At 72.1% G+C, this 19,220-nt stretch carries 20 protein-coding genes, 1 tRNA gene and 1 pseudogene; 14 read left to right on the top strand and 8 right to left on the bottom strand.

All coding sequences use genetic code 11. The features are described from left to right. Positions 1-125 precede the first annotated feature (125 nt). Entirely contained in the window at positions 126-1,139 is a 1,014-nt protein-coding gene (locus ABZ385_RS26560; RefSeq protein WP_358913553.1) for a LysR family transcriptional regulator, read from the top strand. On the opposite strand, the pseudogene ABZ385_RS26555 reads toward ABZ385_RS26560, so the two are convergent. Next, positions 1,124-1,582, bottom strand: a pseudogene (locus ABZ385_RS26555) (GNAT family N-acetyltransferase); the annotation flags it as partial. The gene ABZ385_RS26560 and the pseudogene ABZ385_RS26555 overlap by 16 nt on opposite strands. 341 nt (positions 1,583-1,923) lie before the next feature. After that, positions 1,924-3,525 carry an ABC-F family ATP-binding cassette domain-containing protein gene (locus tag ABZ385_RS26550; protein ID WP_358913552.1) on the bottom strand — a complete coding sequence of 534 codons (1,602 nt, stop codon included), beginning with the start codon at positions 3,523-3,525 and terminating at the stop codon, positions 1,924-1,926. 414 nt (positions 3,526-3,939) lie between these two features. On the opposite strand from ABZ385_RS26550, the gene ABZ385_RS26545 reads away from it, so the two are divergent. Next, positions 3,940-4,236: a type II toxin-antitoxin system VapB family antitoxin gene (locus ABZ385_RS26545; protein ID WP_003955420.1), complete on the top strand. Its 297-nt coding sequence runs from the start codon at positions 3,940-3,942 to the stop codon at positions 4,234-4,236. A 111-nt stretch (positions 4,237-4,347) separates the two neighbouring features. Beyond that, positions 4,348-5,049, top strand: coding sequence for a LytR C-terminal domain-containing protein (locus ABZ385_RS26540; protein WP_358913551.1), 702 nt, complete (start codon positions 4,348-4,350; stop codon positions 5,047-5,049). Between the two features lie 36 nt (positions 5,050-5,085). On the opposite strand, the gene upp is transcribed toward ABZ385_RS26540, so the two are convergent. Further along, positions 5,086-5,721, bottom strand: coding sequence for a uracil phosphoribosyltransferase (gene upp, locus ABZ385_RS26535; protein ID WP_358582442.1), 636 nt, complete (start codon positions 5,719-5,721; stop codon positions 5,086-5,088). A gap of 96 nt (positions 5,722-5,817) precedes the next feature. Here upp and ABZ385_RS26530 point away from each other — a divergent pair, with 96 nt between their 5' ends. The 4 genes from ABZ385_RS26530 (at position 5,818) to ABZ385_RS26515 (ending at position 7,425) form a co-directional block, all read left to right on the top strand. Beyond that, complete coding sequence (locus ABZ385_RS26530) at positions 5,818-5,988, top strand: hypothetical protein (protein WP_358582439.1); 171 nt, start codon at positions 5,818-5,820, stop codon at positions 5,986-5,988. Positions 5,989-6,191: 203 nt separating this feature from the next. Further along, positions 6,192-6,746, top strand: a complete 555-nt coding sequence (locus ABZ385_RS26525) for a hypothetical protein (RefSeq protein WP_358582436.1) — start codon at positions 6,192-6,194, stop codon at positions 6,744-6,746. Between the two features lie 102 nt (positions 6,747-6,848). Beyond that, complete coding sequence (tadA, locus tag ABZ385_RS26520) at positions 6,849-7,280, top strand: tRNA adenosine(34) deaminase TadA (RefSeq protein WP_358582517.1); 432 nt, start codon at positions 6,849-6,851, stop codon at positions 7,278-7,280. A gap of 60 nt (positions 7,281-7,340) precedes the next feature. Further along, positions 7,341-7,425 (top strand) — tRNA-Ser (locus ABZ385_RS26515). A gap of 99 nt (positions 7,426-7,524) precedes the next feature. Here ABZ385_RS26515 and ABZ385_RS26510 read toward each other — a convergent pair. Genes ABZ385_RS26510 through ABZ385_RS26500 form a run of 3 tightly spaced genes read right to left on the bottom strand, consistent with a single transcriptional unit; the run spans position 7,525 to position 10,252 of the window. Further along, a complete protein-coding gene (locus ABZ385_RS26510; protein WP_358582433.1) occupies positions 7,525-8,667 on the bottom strand; it encodes a hypothetical protein in 1,143 nt (380 codons plus the stop codon). Next, positions 8,664-10,097 carry an N-6 DNA methylase gene (locus tag ABZ385_RS26505; RefSeq protein ID WP_358582432.1) on the bottom strand — a complete coding sequence of 478 codons (1,434 nt, stop codon included), beginning with the start codon at positions 10,095-10,097 and terminating at the stop codon, positions 8,664-8,666. The genes ABZ385_RS26510 and ABZ385_RS26505 overlap by 4 nt, the downstream gene beginning before the upstream one ends. A 17-nt stretch (positions 10,098-10,114) precedes the next feature. After that, positions 10,115-10,252, bottom strand: coding sequence for a hypothetical protein (locus ABZ385_RS26500; RefSeq protein ID WP_358582429.1), 138 nt, complete (start codon positions 10,250-10,252; stop codon positions 10,115-10,117). A gap of 590 nt (positions 10,253-10,842) precedes the next feature. On the opposite strand from ABZ385_RS26500, the gene ABZ385_RS26495 reads away from it, so the two are divergent. The 4 genes from ABZ385_RS26495 to ABZ385_RS26480 all read left to right on the top strand — a co-directional run bounded on the left by ABZ385_RS26495 (position 10,843) and on the right by ABZ385_RS26480 (position 13,676). After that, entirely contained in the window at positions 10,843-11,022 is a 180-nt protein-coding gene (locus ABZ385_RS26495) for a hypothetical protein (RefSeq protein WP_358582426.1), read from the top strand. A gap of 43 nt (positions 11,023-11,065) precedes the next feature. Continuing rightward, positions 11,066-11,359, top strand: coding sequence for a Dabb family protein (locus ABZ385_RS26490; protein ID WP_358582420.1), 294 nt, complete (start codon positions 11,066-11,068; stop codon positions 11,357-11,359). Positions 11,360-11,617: 258 nt separating this feature from the next. Beyond that, positions 11,618-12,547, top strand: a complete 930-nt coding sequence (locus ABZ385_RS26485; protein WP_358582417.1) for an RNA polymerase sigma factor SigF — start codon at positions 11,618-11,620, stop codon at positions 12,545-12,547. 244 nt (positions 12,548-12,791) lie between these two features. Then, positions 12,792-13,676 (top strand): RNA polymerase sigma factor SigF, encoded by an 885-nt coding sequence (locus ABZ385_RS26480; protein WP_358582415.1) that lies wholly within the window; start codon positions 12,792-12,794, stop codon positions 13,674-13,676. A 208-nt stretch (positions 13,677-13,884) separates the two neighbouring features. On the opposite strand, the gene ABZ385_RS26475 is transcribed toward ABZ385_RS26480, so the two are convergent. Further along, complete coding sequence (locus tag ABZ385_RS26475; RefSeq protein WP_358582413.1) at positions 13,885-14,094, bottom strand: hypothetical protein; 210 nt, start codon at positions 14,092-14,094, stop codon at positions 13,885-13,887. Between the two features lie 184 nt (positions 14,095-14,278). Between ABZ385_RS26475 and ABZ385_RS26470 the strand changes: the two genes are divergently transcribed. The 3 genes from ABZ385_RS26470 to ABZ385_RS26460 all read left to right on the top strand — a co-directional run bounded on the left by ABZ385_RS26470 (position 14,279) and on the right by ABZ385_RS26460 (position 18,240). After that, positions 14,279-14,749 carry a MarR family transcriptional regulator gene (locus ABZ385_RS26470; RefSeq protein WP_358582411.1) on the top strand — a complete coding sequence of 157 codons (471 nt, stop codon included), beginning with the start codon at positions 14,279-14,281 and terminating at the stop codon, positions 14,747-14,749. A 13-nt stretch (positions 14,750-14,762) separates the two neighbouring features. Further along, a complete protein-coding gene (locus ABZ385_RS26465; RefSeq protein WP_358913550.1) occupies positions 14,763-17,318 on the top strand; it encodes an MFS transporter in 2,556 nt (851 codons plus the stop codon). Positions 17,319-17,424: 106 nt separating this feature from the next. Next, positions 17,425-18,240 (top strand): YceI family protein, encoded by an 816-nt coding sequence (locus ABZ385_RS26460; protein WP_358913549.1) that lies wholly within the window; start codon positions 17,425-17,427, stop codon positions 18,238-18,240. A gap of 54 nt (positions 18,241-18,294) precedes the next feature. Here ABZ385_RS26460 and ABZ385_RS26455 read toward each other — a convergent pair whose 3' ends face one another. Beyond that, positions 18,295-19,146, bottom strand: a complete 852-nt coding sequence (locus ABZ385_RS26455; RefSeq protein WP_358913548.1) for a TetR/AcrR family transcriptional regulator — start codon at positions 19,144-19,146, stop codon at positions 18,295-18,297. Positions 19,147-19,220: the final 74 nt, after the last annotated feature.

The following is a 19,220-nucleotide window of genomic DNA, read 5'->3' as shown; positions in this document are numbered from 1 at the left end:
GCCGGAGCCCCCGTACCTGCCCCCCTACCGTCCCTCCCCCCCACCCATAAGACAAGCGAAAAGATCTGGACCCAGAGTTAAGCCCTGCTGCACGCAGGCCGCAGGTCCTGCCGCACACTGGAGCCATGCTCGACATGCGGCGCATGCAGATTTTGCGGGCGGTGGTCGCCAGTGGGTCGGTCACCGCGGCGGCCCGGAACCTGGGGTACACACCCTCGGCGGTCAGCCAGCAGATGGCGGCCCTGGAGAAGGAGGCCGGCATCGCGCTCCTGGAGCGGACCGGTCGCGGGGTGCGGCCCACCGACGCGGGTCGCCTGGTAGCCGAGTACGCGACGGTCATCGGACGGCACGCCGCCGAGGCCGAGACCGCGCTGGCCGAGTTGCGGGCGGGCCGGACGGGCCGTGTCTCGATGCGGTACTTCGCCACGGCCGGGGCACCCCTCGTCGCTCCCGCGCTCGCCGCGCTGCGCCGCGACCAGCCCGGCGTACAAGTCGAGTTGAAGCTCTTCGAGCCGGGCGACCCGGCTCTGGAGGTGAAGGAGCGGCGGGCCGACCTGGCGCTGGTGGTCGGCCCGCGCGAGCAGGCGCCGGTGGACGGGGTCCGGTTCGTGCATCTGCTGGACGATCGTTATCGCGCGGTGCTCCCCCGCGGCCACCGGCTCGCCGATCGGCCGGTACTCGATCTCGCCGACCTCGCCGAGGACCCCTGGATCGCGGGTGAGACGCCGGGCCCTTGCCTGGACCCGGTGCTCGACGCCTGCGCGGCGGCCGGCTTCACCCCCGACTTCACGGTGGAGAGCGGGGACTACGTTACCGCGCAGGGGCTCGTCGCCGCCGGGCTCGGCGTCAGCCTGGTGCCGGAACTGGGCCTGGCCGCCGGACACCGTCCCGACGTGGTCGTACGAGAACTCAGGAGCCCCGAGCCGGTCAGGTCGATCCACGCCGCCGTGCGGGCCGGGGCACCTGTTCAGCCGGCGCTGAAGGGCTTGCTGACGGCGCTCCGGGCGACGGCCTCGGAAGGAGCGGCGGCCTCGGAAGGAGCGGTGGCCCCGGAAGAGGTGGCGGCACCGGAAGGGGCGATGGGGGTGCCCGGCACGGCCCCCGAAGCGGACGCCCCGCCCTCGGAAGGCGCCGCGTAACAACGCAGGGCGACCCGCTGCCCCGGCTCCCACTCCTGTTCGACGACGGCCAGCAGCTCCCAGCCCAGCCGTTCGTACAGGGCGGCCGCCGACGCGTCGGAGGAGACCACGTCCAGGACCGGGTGCAGGCCGCGCGCCCGCGCCTCCCGCGCGGCCCGCCCCATCAGCAGCGCGCCGATGCCGTGGCCGCGCGCGTCCGGCGCGACGAAGAGGCGGCCGACCACCGCCGTCGCCCCGACGTCCCCGCCGGAGCGCTCGCTCCACAGGGCGGGCGCCGCGTCGCCCTCGCCGCTCCGGAACAGGCCCACGTGCCCGACGACCCGCCCGTCCAGCTCGGCCACCCAGGCGCCGAGGGCGGCGGTGCCGGACAGCCAGTCGGCGGGCCGGTCGGGCCAGTTGACGGGGTAGCCGTCCCTCTTGTGCACCTGCGCGAGCACCTCCACGCACGCCGCCAGATCGGGCGCGCCGGCGCGCTCGCGCACCCGCAGGACAGGATGGCCTTCGGCCGCGTCGGCGGCACGGACTCGTCTCATCGGAGCATGGAAGCACAGCCGAGGGGTCGGAGCCGCCTTCTCCCCCCACCCGACCCCGAGGCCGACCTCCCCGACCCCCGGGACCGACCCCGAGACCGACCTCCCCGACCCCCGAGACCGCCCCCGGGGCCGACCTCCCCGACCCCCGGGACCACCCCCGAGACCGACCTCCCCGACCCCCGGGACCACCCCCGAGACCGACCTCCCCGACCCCCGAGACCGCCCCGAGACCGCCTTCGCCCGGCGGTCGTTCAGGCCAGGGCGACCAACCCCCGGTACTCGGGGCTCCACAGGTCCTCCGCCCCGTCGGGGAGCAGCAGGACGCGGTCCGGCCGTAGCGCGTCGATCGCGTCCTCGTCGTGCGTGACCATGACGATCGCCCCGGGGTACGTGCCGACGGCGGCGAGGACCTCGTCCCGGGAGGCCGGGTCGAGGTTGTTCGTGGGCTCGTCGAGCAGCAGGACGTTCGCACCGGAGTGGACGAGTCCGGCCAGCGCCAGCCGCGTCTTCTCGCCCCCGGAGAGCACGGCGGCGGGCTTGTCCGCGTCGTCCCCGCCGAACAGGAACGACCCCAGTACGCGGCGCACCTCACCATCCGTCAGCTGCGGAGCCGCGACCGCGAGGTTCTCCCGTACGGTCTTCGCGTCCTCCAGGGTGTCGTGCTCCTGCGCGAAGTAGCCGAGGCGCAGGCCCGGGCCCGCCACGACCCGGCCCTCGTCGGGGCGTTCGCGGCCGGCGAGCAGCCGCAGCAGCGTGGTCTTCCCGGCGCCGTTGAGCCCGAGGACGACCAAGCGGCTGCCCCGGTCGACGGCCAGGTCGACCCCCGTGAGCACCCGGTGGGTGCCGTACGCCTTGGTGAGGCTGATCGCGCCGAGCGGCATGCGGCCGCACGGCGCGGGTTCGGGGAGCCTGATCCGTGCGACCTTCTCGCCGCGCCGCGCCCGCTCCGTCCCGGCGAGCATGCGCTCGGCGCGCCGTTCCATGTTCTTCGCGGCGGTGGCGGTGGCGACGTGGGAGCGCATCTTGTCGGCCTGGGCGCGCAGCGAGGCCGCCTTCCGCTCGGCGTTCGCGCGTTCGCGGGCGCGGCGCCGGTCGTCGGCCGCGCGCTGGGCGAGGTAGGTGTGCCAGCCGGTGTTGTGCACGTCGAGGGCGGCGCGCGCCGGGTCGAGGTGGAAGACGCGGTTGACGGTGTCGGCGAGCAGCCCGGTGTCATGGCTGATGAGCACGAGGCCGCCGGGATACGACGCCAGGTAGCCGCGCAGCCAGCCGACCGAGTCGGCGTCGAGGTGGTTGGTCGGCTCGTCGAGGAGCAGCGTGTCGTGCCGCGAGAACAGGATCCTGGCCAGCTCCACGCGGCGCCGCTGGCCGCCCGACAGTTCGCCGACGGGCCGGTGCAGCGCCCGTTCGGGCAGCCCGAGCCCGGCGGCGACGCGGGCGGCCTCCGCCTCGGCGGCGTAACCGCCGCGCGCCTGGAAACGGTCGTCGGCGCGGGCGTACGCGGCCATGGCCCGTTCCTGGGCGGCGGGGTTCGTGGCGGCGGCCATGGCGGCCTCGGCGGTACGCAGTGCGGCGACGGCCTCGTCCAGGCCGCGGGCGGACAGGACGCGGGCGATGACGGTGGCCGCGGGGTCGGCGGCACGCGGGTCCTGGGCGAGGTGGCCGACGGAGCCGGTACGGGTGACGGTGCCGGCGGCGGGGGCCGCGGCGCCCGCGAGGATCTTCAGCAGGGTGGTCTTGCCGGCGCCGTTGCGGCCGACCAGGCCGATGCGGTCGCCGGGGGCGATGTGGAAGTCGACGCCGGACAGCAGAAGCCGGGCGCCGACGCGTACGTCGATGCCTCGTACGGTGATCATGGGGTAACGCTCCGCAATAGCGAATGGACACACGGGTGGCGTGGAAGCGTGTGTCCTGGCTAGGAGATGCGGGGCGTAGACATACCCCCGAGGCTACCGACCCCGCCGCCACCCCCGCACACCCTTTTCCGGCGCCCTTGCCCCCGCCCCCATCTCCGTGAGGTCCGCCCGCCACACTTCGGCGCCCCCGCCCGCCCCCGCGAGGCACACCCGCCGGCCCCGGCGCCGCACCCGTAGCCCGTCCGAGCGATTCTCGGCGCCCGATGTGGACGGCGATGGTCGACTCCCGTCCCTCTGGGCCCCCGCTCCCGGCCCGCCCATTTCCGGTATGACCGCATATGCGGCGGCATTTCCCAGGGGCGCACCCCGTCGGCATGGCTGCGCCCGGAGAGTCTTGACCGGTAGGCTTTCCGTGTGATCTTCAAGCGCATCGGAAACGGCCGGCCGTACCCCGACCACGGCCGGGAAAGCACCCGGCAGTGGGCGGACGTCGCGCCGCGCCCGGTCCGCCTCGATCAGCTCGTGACGACCAAGGGCCAGCTCGACCTGGAGACGCTCCTCGCCGAGGACTCCACGTTCTACGGCGACCTCTTCGCGCACGTCGTGAAGTGGCAGGGCGACCTCTACCTGGAAGACGGCCTGCACCGCGCCGTCCGCGCCGCGCTCCAGCAGCGCCAGGTGCTCCACGCGCGCGTCCTCGAACTGGGCTGACCCCCGGGGCACGGGCCCTTTCGGCCCCTCGTTGGCCCTTTCGGGTTGGACTGCCCCCCGGCCAATGATCATTTAGTAGGCATCGCCGCCACGCCGCACTACGCTGCGCCCATGAGCATGCTCACTCCCCCCGGCATGGGCGGCAAATACCGCATCACGGGGGACAAATATCCGCGAATGCGCCGCACCGGCGGCCGCCGCAGGATCGTGCTCGCGGTCATCGCGTCCGCCGCGGCCCTGGGCCTGATCGGCTGGGGCACGCTGCAGCTCATCCACGTCTTCTCCGGCGGCGGCGATACGTCGTCGGCGGTGGCCGGCCGGGCCGCCTCGGACTGCGACCGCGAGCCGGGCGGCCCCCACCGGCCCGCCCGGGGCACGGACCCCGGCGCCGCGCGCGAGGCGGGCCGTGAGGGCAGGCCGGCGCCGCTGCCGAAGCCGGGCCAGATCACCGTCAACGTCTTCAACGCCACGCCCCGCGGCGGCCTCGCCAAGGGCACCGCGGACGAGCTGAAGAAGCGCGGCTTCGCCATCGGCGAGGTCGGCAACGCGACGAAGGAGTTCGACAAGAAGGTCAAGGGCACCGGGATACTGCTCGGCGCCAAAACGGCCGCCACCGCCGCGCTGCCCGTGCTCGGCACCCAGCTCGCGGGCGCCGAGCTGAGGACCGACGGCCGCGACGGCGACGAGGTCGACCTGATCATCGGGGAGAAGTTCAAGGACCTGGTCAAAAAGGAGGACGCCGACAAGGCCCTGGCGACACTCACCAGGCCCGAGCCGACGCCCCAGCCGTCCAACGGCGAAAAGAACTGCTGACCGCGGCCACCCCGCGGTCAGAAACGCTGACCGCGGCTACTCCGCCGTCCCGTACATCCGGTCGCCCGCGTCACCGAGGCCGGGGACGATGTACCCCTGCTCGTTGAGCCGCTCGTCGACGGAGGCCGTCACGACCGTCACCGGCGTGCCGGCCAGCTCGCGCTCCATGACCTCGACGCCCTCGGGGGCGGCGAGCAGCACCACGGCGGTCACGTCGTCGGCGCCGCGCCGGATCAGCTCCTGGATCGCCGCGACCAGCGTGCCGCCCGTGGCGAGCATCGGGTCCAGGACGTAGACCTGGCGGCCCGAGAGGTCCTCCGGCATGCGCGTCGCGTACGTGGAGGCCTCCAGGGTCTCCTCGTTGCGGATCATGCCCAGGAAGCCGACCTCGGCGGTCGGGAGCAGCCGCACCATGCCGTCGAGCATGCCGAGACCCGCGCGCAGGATCGGCACGACCAGCGGCCGCGGGTGCGACAGCTTGACGCCCGTCGTCCGCGTCACGGGGGTCTGGATGTCGACCTGCTCGGTGCGCACGTCCCGGGTGGCCTCGTACGCGAGCAGGGTGACCAGCTCGTCGGCGAGGCGCCGGAAGGTCGGTGAGTCGGTGCGCTTGTCGCGCAGCGTGGTGAGTTTGTGCGCCACCAGCGGGTGGTCGACGACGTGGATCCGCATGGCATCAACAGTAACCGGGCCCCGACCCCGCTCCGTGCTGGCATCAACACCGCCGACCGGGGGAAGGTGGGGACGTACGAACTGAGGTGGTGGCCCATGGCGGATCGCAAACGGGAAGACGAGACCGACGCCGAGCGACGCCGACGGCGCGCACAGTTCCTGCGGGAACGCGCCGAGGCCATCGAGCTCCGCGACCGGGTCAAGCCGCGCCGCGCCCGGGCGGCACGGATGCGTCAGCAGATGCGCATGCGCACGTTCCGCTGGTGACCGCCCCGGCGCGCGGCGGGCCCGGCGGGGGGCCGTGAGGAACGCGACGCGGACACAGCGGCCCGAAGACCTCTCCAGACGGCGCGGTTTCTGCCACGATTCCGAATGGGCGGGGCTCGGCACAGCACTCCCCGCCCCCCGACCTCGCCGGGGGGACCCCAAACCGCCAACCGGCACTGCCTATCACCAGTGGGAGAGTCACGGTGTACTTCGCCGCACTGCTCGCGCGCACCGAAGACGGGTGGGAAGCGAGCGACACGGACCTCGACGACGTGGAGACCCTGGCGGATCTGGCCGACCTGGCCCGTGAAGCCACCGCCGACCACGCCGACGACACAGTCCTCGTCTTCATCGAACAGGACGACGCGTGGTTCGGCGTCGTCCGTGTGGACGGCGAGGAGGACCCTCGTATCTTCGTCTCGGACGCGGCCGCGGCCGCCAAGAGCGCGTACGGGGAGATCCTCCTCACCGACGAAATGCTCGGCCGCGATCCGGGAGCCGGCGACACCGTCGCCGACCTGGACGCGCTCGACCTCGACGGTACGGAGGACGGAGAACCGCAGGAGATGGCCGACGAGGAGGAGGACGTGCCGGTCGCGACCGGCGAGGCGGTGCCCGCGGGGCCGCTCGGCGACGCGCAGCTGCTCACCGACCTCGGCGTGCCCCAGAAGGACCTGCTCGGTCTGGAGGCCGGCGACGCCCTCAACGAGATCGCCGACATCCTCGGCGCGGCGGAGGTGCTGGAGACCGTCCGTTAGGTTCCCCGTGTGGACCACCTCACCGAACAGGGCCCCGACCACGGCCCTGAACCCCACGACCCCCAACTACACGACCCCGTACGCGACCGCTGGCGGGCGCCCATGCGGCTCGCCCTGGCCGAGGCCGAGCTGGCCGGCCGGGGCGGCGACGTGCCCGTCGGCGCCGTCGTGCTGTCCCCGGACGGCACGACGGTGCTCGCGGCCGGGCACAACGAACGGGAGCTGACCGGCGATCCCACCGCGCACGCGGAGGTGCTCGCCCTCCGCAGGGCGGCCGCCGGGCTCGGTCAGTGGCGGCTGACCGGCTGCACGCTCGTCGTGACGCTGGAGCCGTGCACGATGTGCGCGGGCGCCCTCGTGCAGTCACGCGTCGACCGGGTCGTCTACGGGGCGCGCGACGAGAAGGCCGGCGCCGCGGGCTCCCTCTGGGACGTCGTCCGCGACCGCAGGCTCAACCACCGCCCCGAGGTCATCGAGGGCGTCCTCGCCGACGAGTGCGCCGCCCGGCTGACGGACTTCTTCCGGAAACGGTGATACAGGGGGCCCGGCCAATCGATTTCAGAACACGGGCCACCTTGGGCTAGAGTTCCTCTCGGTAGCGTGTCCGAGCGGCCGAAGGAGCTCGCCTCGAAAGCGAGTGTGGCGCAAGTCACCGAGGGTTCAAATCCCTCCGCTACCGCTCTCAGAACGCCCCCTGACCGTGCCGGTCAGGGGGCGTTCTTGCTTCTGTCGCGACCGGTGCGCGGTGGGGCGGCCGGCCCGTCCTCTCGTGGACCGGTCAGCCGAGAGCCGAGGAGTCGGCCGGCTCCAGGGTGCGCAGGAAACCGGTGAGCAGAGCACGCAAGGTGTGGCTCTCCCGGGTGGCGGTGAGCGCACGCGCGTGCAGGGTGCTCGCGCGTTCCACGAAGTGCGCCAACTCCTCCTGGGGCGGCTTGGCCACCTCGGTGTTCCCGATGGCCCGCACACTCAGCTCGCGGCCCGCGGTGCCCTGTGCGAGCCGGGCCAGCTCACTGCTTCTGGAACGGATCTCGTGCAGCAGCCACCACGTGTCGGCCGCCTGCTCCGGTTGCAGCACGAGCACGCCACGGCTCACCGCCACGGAGCCCGGGCCGACCGCGGCGTGCACCTGCCCGTCCTTGGGGACCAGGAGCACCGAGCCGGCCGCCTCGCACGACTGCTCCTCGGCATCGAGGCACACGTGGGGCAGGGAGTTGTGCAGTACGTCCGCGGCGGCGACCCACGTCTCCTCCTCGCGGGGCACGGGCGACCGTGCCGCCGTGGACGTCCAGGACTTGCGGACGATGTCGCCGAAAGTCCTGACCGGCCAGCTCGACCTGTCCCGGGTGAGGACATCGAAGTGCGCGTCCGCCAACTCGACCGACGTCCGGGCGATCCGGTCGTTGACATCGATACGGCTCTCGACAGCGGTGATCACACGCAGGGCCCGATCGCGTTCGGCCACGGACGGCAGCGCGACGGGGAGCTGGCGCAGCCACTTCAGCCCGAGGGTGCGCTGCACGCTGCCCGCGGCCCGTGCCTCGCACCATGCGCGGGCGGCCGGCACGGCGAGCCAGGCCCGCAGCCAGCGAGCGAGGTCGAGGTCGTCGCAGCGCACCAGGGCGACCGAGCGGGCGACCTGCCAACCCTCCTGCGCCGGCCCGGTGATGGCGGCCTCGCCGATCCTTCCCACGAGCACGACGAGCAGATCACCGGTGCGCAGCCGTGTCCTCGGATGGGCATCGGCCACCGCGTGCCCCACGCGGACCGCTTCCGACGCCTGGACGCGACCGTCGACGATGTCTCCCGCCCGGAGCATCGGGACGCCCTCGGCATCGACGGGACCGGGGCGGTTGACGCCGTACCCGACCACTTCGACGCCGGGCAGGTCGTCGAGCGCCATCCACTGCGGACACGCGGTCATCGCATCCCCAACACGTCGCGGAGTTCCTGCTCGATGCGCGCGGCTTCCGCGAAGTACCCGGAGAGTTCTTCGGTCAGTTCACGCACCCTTCGCTCGGGGTCGCCGGGGTCGGCCTCCGTCGCCGGCGGCGTCACATGGCGCGTCGGCTGGAGGTCGTGGTCCGCTGCCTCGATCTCCTCCCGCGTGAGAACTCGGCACCACCCCGGCTCGTCCTCCGTGCCCGCCCGCGACCAGGCGCTGAACGAGCCGGCGATCCGCGACACGTCCGCGTCGGTCAGGTGGCGGCGGCCGCGGCTCACCTGGACGCCCGAGGACTGCGCGTCGATGAAGAGGACGCGGTTCTGCGCGTGCGGGCGCTTGGCCGTGTCGAAGAGCCAGAGGCACGCGGGAATGCGCGTGTGCGGGAAGAGCCCCGGAGGCAACTGAACGACCGCGGACAAGACGTCGTCCTGCACCAGGTGAGCACGGATGCGCCGCTCGGCCCCCCCGCGGAACGCGGCCCCGTTCGCCAGCAGGATGGCGGCGCGGCCGCCGGGCCTCAGCGATCCGAGCACATGCTGGACCCAGGCGAAGTCGGCGTTGCTCTTGGGCGGCGGGCCATAGCGCCAGTGCGTGAACCCGTGGTGCTGGTCCTCCCACCGCGCCAGCCGCATGCCGAACGGCGGGTTGGCGAGCACGATGCCGTACTTCTCCTCGGACTCCGACCCCCGCAGGAGACTGTTGTCGGAGCCGAGATCAGCGAGCATGTCTCCCTCCAGCCCGTGGAGAACCAGGTTCATCGCCGCGATCGACCGCGTACGGCTGTTGACGTCCCGGCCGGCCAGCCGGAGCCCGGACCCGGCCTGATCCGCGGACCGCCCCTCGTGGGCCCGCACGTAATGCGCGGCCTCGACGAGCATCCCAGCCGAACCGCACGCCGGGTCGTAGACCTCGTCCCCCGGCTCCGGCGTCATGAGCCGGACCATCGTCCGTACGACATCGCGCGGCGTGTAGTACTCGCCGCCCACCCGGTCCTCCGAGAGCCACGCGAGGCACTGCTCGTACAGCTCCCCCGGCGCGCTCGCCCGACCCGCCCGGTCCAGGACGAGGAGCAGTTCCCGCAGGGCCCGGTCCAGGCCCCGCCGATCGCCGGAGTGCGGCCGCGCCCAGGTCCCCTCCTCGTCGAGGTCCAGGTGCAGTTCCCCGTAGCGTCCGCTCCAGGCGTGCAGGGCCTGCCGGACAGCCTGGTCGAGGCCGTCCGGCTCGGGGGCGCGGCCGACCAGTTCGGCCCAGGTCGGACGCCCCTGGGCGTCCTCCGGCGGCACGTCCGAGACCCGGCGCAGGAAGATCATGTTCAGGATGAACTGCTGCATGGCCTCCAGGGGCATGACGCCGCGGAGGGCGTCCATGGCCCGCCACAGCCAATCGGCCTGCGCCTTGGTCTCTTTCACCGCACCCACCTTGCCGGTCAACGCCGGAAGGCGATGACGATCACGACGGCGATCGCGGCGACCCCCGCGAACGCGCTTCCCCCCTGCTGCACCGAGCCGAGCACATCTTTGTGGCGCGCGTACTCGATGATGCCCGCCGCCAGAGCGACGTTCATTGTCATTGACGCCGCAAGCCACCACGGCCACGACCTGCTCACTTCGCCCACCCCTCCAGTCCTTCGATTGCGTCTCCTCGCCACCGTAGCAGGAGCAGCATGCGTTTTGGGTTTTTGCAGCAGACATTGCGGGAGTCGCTGTCTTTGGGTGGGGACATAAGGGTCGTGGACATACGAAAAGCCCCGGCGCCGTCAGGGCGTCGGGGTTCGGCGGGGCGGGGGAAGTGGCGTGGGGGGAAGCGGTGTCGGGGGAAGCGGCGTCGGGGGGGACAAGCCGCTTCCCCCGGTGCGGACCGGCTCTCAAGTCGACGCCGCCGTCGGGGGGAAGCAGGCGGCGCGGACCCCGCAGTGGAGCCGGTCCCTCGCCCGTGGATTCCTGCCAGACCCCTCGGGCTCACCGTCCATCCTGCGCCCCGCGCCCCCCGGAGCGGACAGGCAAAGGGCCTCCGCCGCCGGGCCGTTGGTCCCTAAAAGTCCGGTGAGGGCGGTCGGGGCGGGGCGCGGGCGGGAAAGACCCGGTGCGCGTGGACCGGGTTAGACTCACCGCCGTCACAGGGGTCACACGGGGCGCGGCAAGGGGAGGCCAGATCGTGGCAGTGCAGTGGAAGAGGGTCGGCCTCTTCGTGGTGGTCGTCTTCGCGCTCTACGTGATCATCACTGACCCCGCCAAGGCCGCCGACTACGTCCAGATAGGGTTCGAAGGCATTTCGAGCGCCGCTCGGAGCATCGGCGACTTCATGACGTGGGTCGCCAACGGAGGCAAGGACTGAGCGGCCGCCGAGCCCTCGTCCCCACCCTCCCCAAGGAGTGCCCGTGATCCGCCATCTGGTCCTCTTCAAGCTCAACGACGGTGTACGGCGCGACGAGCCGCGCGTGATCGAGGGCGTCGAGGCCTTCCGCGCGCTCGGCGGGCAGATCCCGGAGCTGACGTTCTGGGAGTGCGACTGGAACATCACCGACCGCCCCATCGCGTACGACTTCGCGATCAACTCGGCGGTCGAGGACACCGACGCCCTCAAGCGGTACCTCGAACACCCGGCCCACCAGGCCGGCGTCGCCCTGTGGCGGGAGTTCGCCACTTGGGTGATCGCCGACTACGAGTTCTGAGCCGGCCCGAAGGCCCCGGGCGCCGTCGCCCGCCGGACGACCGCTTCCCGAACGGCCCCGCACCACGACGGTGCGGGGCCGTTCGGCGTCCCCGGGCCCAACGTGCCCTCAACACGTAGTGATCAGGTGCTTGCACACAGTGCACATGTCTTGTGATGCTATGACCGCTTTTGACGGATGAGTTGACCGAGGTCGATCGACACTAGGGCCGAGGTCGATCGAGCTTGACCGGATTTGATTGGGCTTGACTGAGAAGGGGTGGCGTTGACCGTGCCGGCCAGTACTGCGCCTGAGGCTCCACCCGCGAATCCGACCCCGCCCACCACGACCCCCTCCCCCGGCACCCTCACCCCCGGCGCCCCCTCCCTCACGACGCCGCCCGCCACGACCGCGCCCCCCGCGACCACCCCGAGCACCGGCAGCACCCGCGGCGCCGACACCCGGGCCCTCACCCAGGTCCTCTTCGGCCAGCTCAAGGAGCTGGAGCCGGGCAGCCCCGAGCACGGCCGGGTGCGCGGCGCGCTCATCGAGGCCAATCTGCCGCTCGTGCGGTACGCGGCCGCCCGCTTCCGCAGCCGCAACGAGCCGATGGAGGACGTCGTCCAGGTCGGGACCATCGGGCTCATCAACGCCATCGACCGGTTCGACCCGGACCGCGGGGTGCAGTTCCCGACCTTCGCGATGCCGACCGTCGTCGGCGAGATCAAGCGGTACTTCCGCGACAACGTCCGCACGGTCCACGTACCGCGGCGGCTGCACGAGCTGTGGGTGCAGGTGACCGGGGCGACCGAGGACCTCACCACCGCCTTCGGGCGCTCCCCGACCACCGCCGAGATCGCCGAGCGGCTGCGCATCACCGAGGAGGAAGTACTCGCGTGCATCGAGGCGGGACGCTCGTACCACGCGACCTCGCTCGAGGCCGCCCAGGAGGGCGACGGGCTGCCCGGCCTGCTCGACCGGCTCGGCTACGAGGACCCCGCGCTCGACGGCGTCGAGCACCGCGATCTCGTGCGCCACCTCCTGGTCCAACTGCCCGAGCGCGAACAGCGGATCCTGCTGCTCCGCTACTACAGCAACCTGACGCAGTCACAGATCAGCGCCGAACTGGGCGTATCCCAGATGCATGTGTCGCGATTGCTCGCCAGAAGCTTCGCCCGGCTCCGATCCGCAAATCGGATCGAGGCGTAACCGGATCGAGTGGAGTGCCGTCCCGGCTCTTGCCGACGCCACCGCCCGCACAAAAGCCTCAGACCCCCTCTTTCCTGCACGGATGTCACCCTTGTTTGTCGACAAGTAACTACAGCGCGTTGCCGACATGTGACATTCTGCTGGAACCGCGTTTGCCGTAGCCCCACCTCCGGTATTCAGGTGGAGGCTGCGTTCCTTCGACGGGAGCGCCCGCCGCGACCGTCCGCGACCTCAAGGGGGTGGCATGTCCGCAGACCAGGGCAGCTCGAAGGTGCTCACGCTCACGCTCGTCAAGAGCCCGAGCGAATCCGCGCCCGACGCGCTTCCGAGCACACCCGAAGCTCTCCAGAGCTCCACGGCCCCGGAAGCCATCGACACCAGGACCCTGTCCCGCTCCCTGTTCCTGCGGCTCGCCGCGCTCGACCAGGACAGCCCCGAGCGTGTCTACGTGCGCGACACGCTCATCGAGCTCAACCTCCCCCTCGTGCGCTACGCGGCCGCCCGCTTCCGCAGCCGCAACGAACCGATGGAGGACATCGTCCAGGTCGGGACCATCGGCCTGATCAAGGCGATCGACCGCTTCGACTGCGAACGGGGCGTGGAATTCCCGACGTTCGCGATGCCGACGGTCGTCGGTGAGATCAAGCGCTTCTTCCGCGACACCAGTTGGTCGGTGCGCGTCCCGCGCCGCCTCCAGGAGCTGCGCCTCGCGCTGACGAAGACCAGCGACGAGCTGGCCCAGCGCCTGGACCGCTCGCCCACCGTGCCCGAACTCGCCGCCGCGCTCGGGGTGTCCGAGGAGGACGTGGTCGACGGCCTCGCGGTGGGCAACGCCTACACCGCCTCCTCGCTGGACTCGCCGGCCCCCGAGGACGACGGCGGCGAGGGCTCCCTCGCGGACCGGCTCGGGTACGAGGACACGGCCCTGGAGGGCGTCGAGTACCGCGAGTCCCTCAAGCCGCTCCTGGCCAAGCTGCCGCCGCGCGAGCGCCGCATCATCATGCTGCGCTTCTTCGCCAACATGACGCAGTCACAGATCGGCGAGGAGGTCGGCATCTCCCAGATGCACGTCTCGCGGCTGCTCACGCGCACGCTGGCGCAGCTGCGGGACGGGCTCATCTCGGACTGACGTACGCGTTGCGCTTCGCGGGGAGGGTGGCACGGAGGGGAGGCCACCTCTGCCTCGACGGTTTCACGCCCCTCACCGTTCAGGCCCGGCCGGGTTCGGTGAGGAGACCTCCGGACCGCCGGGACCCGTTCGCTGTGCGCGGGTGCGTGGTGGCTGGGCGCGCAGTTGCCCGCGCCCCTGACGGGGCGCTACTTCGCGGCGTCCCTGACTACTTGAGCGCGAGCCACGCCACGGCCGCCACGATCACGACCGCGAGGACCACGCCGAGGATCAGGCCGACCCGTGGGCCGGAGGAGGAAGGCGCCGCCTGCCGGCGACCGCCGCCGCCCTGCGGTGCCTCGTCGACGAAGGCGCGGAACATCTGCGTGCTGCCGGCGGGGTCGGGGTTGCCCTGGGGACCCTGGGGGTTGTGTGCCATGGAGCAGGACACTAGCGAATCCCTCGCCCCCCGCCCAACCCCCGCCCACCCCCTGCCCGCCCAGGGACTTTACGCGCGGCGCCCCGGAGCTTTGCCGACTCTTTAGGGCGTAGGTCCGATTTTAGTTTGCCTGCAGCAACCAACTGCTTCTATGGTTGCCCTAAGCAACAAAAACGGAGGTGCCGTGGCCGCGCAGCGTCAGTACGAGGAGCTGGCCCGACAGCTCAGCGCCATCGGCGCCGTGAAACGCGGTCTCGGACGGGCCCTGCCCCCGGACTGCCCGGCCGGCTCCGCCGCCGTACTCGTCCTGCTGGAGCGCCACGGCGCGATGCGGATGAGCAGGCTGGCCGAGCTGCTCGCCGTCGACATGTCGGTGACCAGCCGGCACGTCGCCCATGTGGTGGAGAAGGAGTGGATCGTCCGTGATCCCGATCCCGCCGACAAGCGCTCCCGGATCCTGCGCCTGACGCCCGAGGGCAAGGCCAAGGTCGAGGAGCTGTCCGACCTCTCCATCCGGACGCTCACCCACTACTTGCACGACTGGACCGACGAAGAGGTCGTCCGGCTCAGCACACTGCTCGCGCGCCTGCGCGACAGCTTCGGGGACTGCCGCGCCGCGGCGGCCCGACCCGAGACCACCCGTACACCCGCGTAAGAAGAGGAAGTCCATGGCAACAACCACACCAGCCGGTGTGCGGGGCAGCCATGCCAAGCACGGAGCGCACCACGGTCACCCCGGCGAGAACGCTCCGATGACGCACCGGCAGATCATGGAAGCGCTGTCGGGTCTGCTGCTCGGCATGTTCGTGGCGATCCTGTCGTCGACGATCGTCTCCAACGCCCTGCCCGAAATCATCGGCGACCTCGGCGGCGGCCAGTCCGCCTACACCTGGGTCGTCACCGCCTCGCTGCTCGCGATGACGGCGACCACCCCGCTGTGGGGCAAGCTCTCGGACCTCTTCAGCAAGAAGGCCCTGGTCCAGATAGCCCTGATCATCTACGTCGGCGGTTCGGTCGTCGCCGGTCTCTCGCAGAGCGCCGGGATGCTGATCGCCTGCCGCGTCGTGCAGGGCGTCGGCGTGGGCGGCCTGTCCGCCCTCGCCCAGATCGTCATGGCCGCGATGATCTCCCCGCGTGAGCGCGGGCGTTACTCCGGCTACCTCGGCGCCACCTTCGCCGTCGCCACCGTCGGCGGACCGCTGCTCGGCGGTGTCATCACCGACACCTCGTGGCTCGGCTGGCGCTGGTGCTTCTACGTCGGCGTGCCCTTCGCGATCATCGCGCTGATCGTCCTGCAGAAGACCCTGAAGCTCCCCGTCGTCAAGCGCGACGTGAAGGTCGACTGGGCCGGCGCCTTCTTCATCAGCGCCGCCGTCTGCCTGCTGCTCGTCTGGGTCACCTTCGCCGGTGACAAGTACGACTGGATGTCCTGGCAGACCGGCGCCATGGTCGGCGGCTCGATCGTCCTCGGCCTGCTCTTCGTACTCGTCGAGTCGAAGGCCAGCGAGCCGATCATCCCGCTGCGGCTCTTCCGCAACCACACCATCACGCTCGCCTCGCTCGCCTCGCTCTTCGTGGGTGTCGCGATGTTCGCGGGCACGGTCTTCTTCAGCCAGTACTTCCAGCTGGCGCGGGGCGAGTCCCCGACGATGTCCGGTGTCATGACGATCCCGATGATCGGCGGCCTGTTCGTCTCCTCGACCGTCTCGGGCCAGGTCATCACCAAGACCGGCAAGTGGAAGGCGTGGCTGGTCAGCGGTGGCGTGCTGGTGACGGCGGGCCTCGGTCTGCTGGGCACCATCCGCTACGACACCGAGTACTGGCACATCGCGATCTTCATGGCCCTGATGGGTCTCGGCATCGGCATGATGATGCAGAACCTGGTCCTGTGCACGCAGAACCAGGTCGCCCCCGAGGACCTGGGCGCCGCCAGCTCCACCGTCACGTTCTTCCGCTCCCTGGGCGGTGCGATGGGTGTCTCGGCGCTCGGCGCCATCATGGCCACGCGCATCACCGACTACGTCAAGGACGGCATCACCGACCTCGGCCCGAAGGCCGCCGCGCAGTTCGGCCACGGCGGCACCGGTGGCGGCGGCATCCCCGACCTGGACAAGATCCCCGAGCCGTTCCGCACGGTGATGGAGAGCGCGTACGGGCACGGCATCGCCGACGTCTTCCTGATCGCCGCGCCGATGGCGCTGATCGCCTTCCTGATCACGCTGTTCATCAAGGAGGTCCCGCTGCGGACCTCGGGCGGTCTCGCGCAGGCCGCCGGTGAGACGGCCGACGCCACCGCTCCGGCCACCGCCGCCGCCCCGGCCGTCGCCGGCGCCCCCGCCGCCGACGAGGCCGTCCTCGCCTCCGTCGCCTCGCGCACCGAGACCGGCCCCGAGGGCACCCAGCGCCTCGCCGCGTCGGCGTCCGCCGCCGAGGCCGCCTCCGGTGGTCTGCCGCCGGTCACCGACGGCATCCCGGTCCACGGCCACGTCCGCGGTGCCGAGGGCGCGCCCGTCCCGCAGGCCGCCGTCACGCTGATCTCCCTCGCGGGACGCCAGCTGGGCCGCGCGGTCGCCCAGGGGGACGGGGCCTACGCCCTGGACGCCCCCGGCGCCGGTTCGTACGTGCTCATCGCCTCCGCCGACGGCTTCCAGCCGCAGGCCTCCACCGTCGTGGTGGGCGAGGACGCCCTGGCGTACGACATCCTGCTCAGCGGCACCAGCGGGCTGAGCGGTCTGGTGCGGGACGCCGACAGCAAGCTGCCCGTCGGCGGCGCGATGGTCATCGTGACCGACGTGCGCGGCGACGTCCTGGCCACCGGGCTCTCCGGTGAGCAGGGCGAGTTCACCTTCGCCGAGCTGGTCCCCGGCACCGTGACCATCGCGGTCAACGCGGCCGGCCACCGGCCCGTCGCCCTGCCGGTCGAGGTCGGCGGCGCCGGGGTCACCCGGGTCGAGGTCGAGCTGAACTCCGGCGCGCAGGTGCTCGGCACCGTCCGCGCGGGCGGCTCGGCCCTGAACGACGCCCGCGTCACGCTGGTGGACGCCGCCGGCAACGTCGTCGCCACCGCGACCACCGGGGCCGACGGGGCGTACGCCTTCACCGACCTGGACAGCGGCGAGTACACGGTGATCGCGACCGGCTACCCGCCGGTGGCCACCGGTCTGACGGTGACCGGCGACGGCGTCGACGGCCACGACATCGAACTCGCCCACCCCGGCGAGTGACGACCCCGGCCGGTGGCCGCGCACCCTGACGGGGCGCGGCCACCGGCCGACGCTTTTCACGCGCTTCTCTTGCGCGCTTCCGAGGCTTGGCAAGGAGTAAAACGGGATGGGACTCAACGCTCGGATCCGCACGCGTGACGGGTGGGCCGTGCCCCACGCCGTCGTCACGGTGACGGACATGACCGGTACGCAGGTGCTGCGCGCCGCCGCGGACCAGGAAGGCGTCGTGCGGGACGCGTCGGTGCTCGCGGCCGGGCCGTACACCGTCATCGTCACCGCGGTCGGCTACGCGCCCGTCGCCTCCACCGCGCTCGTCACGGCCAGCGGCCGGGCCGAGGTCGGCAACGTCGTCCTGGCCCGCCAGGGCGGCACCGAGCTGCCGCCGCCGGGGCCGTGGACCATCGACCCCGCGCACTCCACCGTGGGCGCCGTCGCCCAGCACCTGGGGATCACCAGCGTGCACGGGCGGTTCCTGGAGTTCGGCGGGCGGGTGGAGATCGCCGAGGACGTCGAGAAGTCGCGGGTCGAGGCGGTCATCCGGTCGGCGTCGATCGACACGGGCAACGGCATGCGCGACGGGCACCTGAAGTCGCCGGACTTCCTGGACGTCGAGCAGTACCCGGAGATCACCTACCGGTCGAGCGGCCTGACGCCCGCGGGCACCGACCGCTGGACGGTCCACGGCGAGCTGGGGATGCACGGCGTCGTACGCCCCGTCGACCTGGAGCTGAGCTACCTCGGCACCGGCGCCGACCCCTGGGGCGGGACCCGCGCGGCCTTCCGCGCCACGACCGAGCTGCGGCGCGAGGACTTCGCCATGAACTACAACCAGGTGGTGCAGGCGGGGATCTCGGCGATCGGCACGACCCTGCGGGTGGAGCTGGACATCCAGGCCGTGCAGGGGGAGTCACTGCCGGGCTGAGCGGACGTCACCGGTCCGGCGCCGGGCGGCTCCTTCCGCGCGGCGCCCGGCCGGCTAACCCGGCGGCGCCGGGCGGGTGAGGAGCGCCTCGATGCCCGCGATCATCAGGTCGAGGGCGATGGTGAAGTCCCGTTCCCACATCTCCTCGACCGTGGTCCCGTCCCGCGCCGCCAGCAGCTCCTTGGCGCTGTCGGGCACCCCGGGCGCGGACAGTTCGTCCTCGACCGTGCCGACCGACTCCCGGTAGTACTCCTCCTGCGTCATCCCGGCCTCCGCGCACCGCGCCATGTAGTGGCCCTCGATGGTCCCGAAGCCGTACACGAACTGGAAGACCGCCGAGATCGCGCCGTTCTGCGTGTGCGCGGGGAGCCCGGTGCGCCGTACCGTCTGCTGGATCGCGACGGCGAACGCAAGCCAGTTCGGGCCGATGTTGAGGTACCGGCCGACCAGCGGCGAGATCCAGGGGTGGCGGATCAGCAGCGAGCGGTACTCGTGGGCCAGGGCGCGCAGATGGTCGCGCCAGGCCTCCCCGGTCGCCGCCGCTGCGGATGCCTTCCCCTCGGGCCCCTGGGGCCCCTCGGGCGTCTCGGGCCCCTCGGGCGTCTCCCATTGGGGCAGCCGCATCTCGCCGCAGACCGCGTCGAGGGCGAGCTCCAGGAGGTCGTCCTTGGTGTCCACGTACCAGTAGACGGACATCGCCGTGACGTTCAGCTCCGCGGCGAGCCTGCGCATGGAGAACTTGGCGAGGCCCTCCGCGTCCAGGAGCCGGACCGAGGCCTCGGTGACGCGCTCCCGGTCCAGGCCGCTGGGCTGGTCGCCCTTGCGGGCGCCGCCGCGAGCGGCCTTGCCCTGCAGCCAGACACTCGTCCGCGCCGGGTTCTTCGTGCGGGCGGCAGCCTTGGCCATGGCGCACCTTCCTCGTCGGGTCCTGGAATCTGTGGCCCGGACCGGTGTTCTCCGGGGGCGGGGCCGGGGAGGGC

Origin of the sequence: Streptomyces sp. NPDC005898 (genome assembly GCF_040629635.1) — a bacterium.
Lineage (GTDB): Bacteria > Actinomycetota > Actinomycetes > Streptomycetales > Streptomycetaceae > Streptomyces.
The sequence above is the reverse complement of the archived record's forward strand: the minus strand, read 5'-3'. Positions and strand labels throughout refer to the sequence as shown.

Bases quoted from the DNA above. Each gene is read 5' to 3' on its own strand.
- ABZ385_RS26480 (WP_358582415.1), top strand. From the start codon at position 12,792: ATGTCCGCAGACCAGGGCAGCTCGAAGGTGCTCACGCTCACGCTCGTC.
- ABZ385_RS26460 (WP_358913549.1), top strand. From the start codon at position 17,425: ATGGGACTCAACGCTCGGATCCGCACGCGTGACGGGTGGGCCGTGCCC.
- ABZ385_RS26510 (WP_358582433.1), bottom strand. From the start codon at position 8,667: ATGACCGCGTGTCCGCAGTGGATGGCGCTCGACGACCTGCCCGGCGTC.
- ABZ385_RS26560 (WP_358913553.1), top strand. From the start codon at position 126: ATGCTCGACATGCGGCGCATGCAGATTTTGCGGGCGGTGGTCGCCAGT.
- ABZ385_RS26465 (WP_358913550.1), top strand. From the start codon at position 14,763: ATGGCAACAACCACACCAGCCGGTGTGCGGGGCAGCCATGCCAAGCAC.
- ABZ385_RS26530 (WP_358582439.1), top strand. From the start codon at position 5,818: ATGGCGGATCGCAAACGGGAAGACGAGACCGACGCCGAGCGACGCCGA.
- ABZ385_RS26540 (WP_358913551.1), top strand. From the start codon at position 4,348: ATGAGCATGCTCACTCCCCCCGGCATGGGCGGCAAATACCGCATCACG.
- ABZ385_RS26475 (WP_358582413.1), bottom strand. From the start codon at position 14,094: ATGGCACACAACCCCCAGGGTCCCCAGGGCAACCCCGACCCCGCCGGC.
- tadA (WP_358582517.1), top strand. From the start codon at position 6,849: ATGCGGCTCGCCCTGGCCGAGGCCGAGCTGGCCGGCCGGGGCGGCGAC.
- ABZ385_RS26500 (WP_358582429.1), bottom strand. From the start codon at position 10,252: ATGAACGTCGCTCTGGCGGCGGGCATCATCGAGTACGCGCGCCACAAA.
- upp (WP_358582442.1), bottom strand. From the start codon at position 5,721: ATGCGGATCCACGTCGTCGACCACCCGCTGGTGGCGCACAAACTCACC.
- ABZ385_RS26550 (WP_358913552.1), bottom strand. From the start codon at position 3,525: ATGATCACCGTACGAGGCATCGACGTACGCGTCGGCGCCCGGCTTCTG.
- ABZ385_RS26455 (WP_358913548.1), bottom strand. From the start codon at position 19,146: ATGGCCAAGGCTGCCGCCCGCACGAAGAACCCGGCGCGGACGAGTGTC.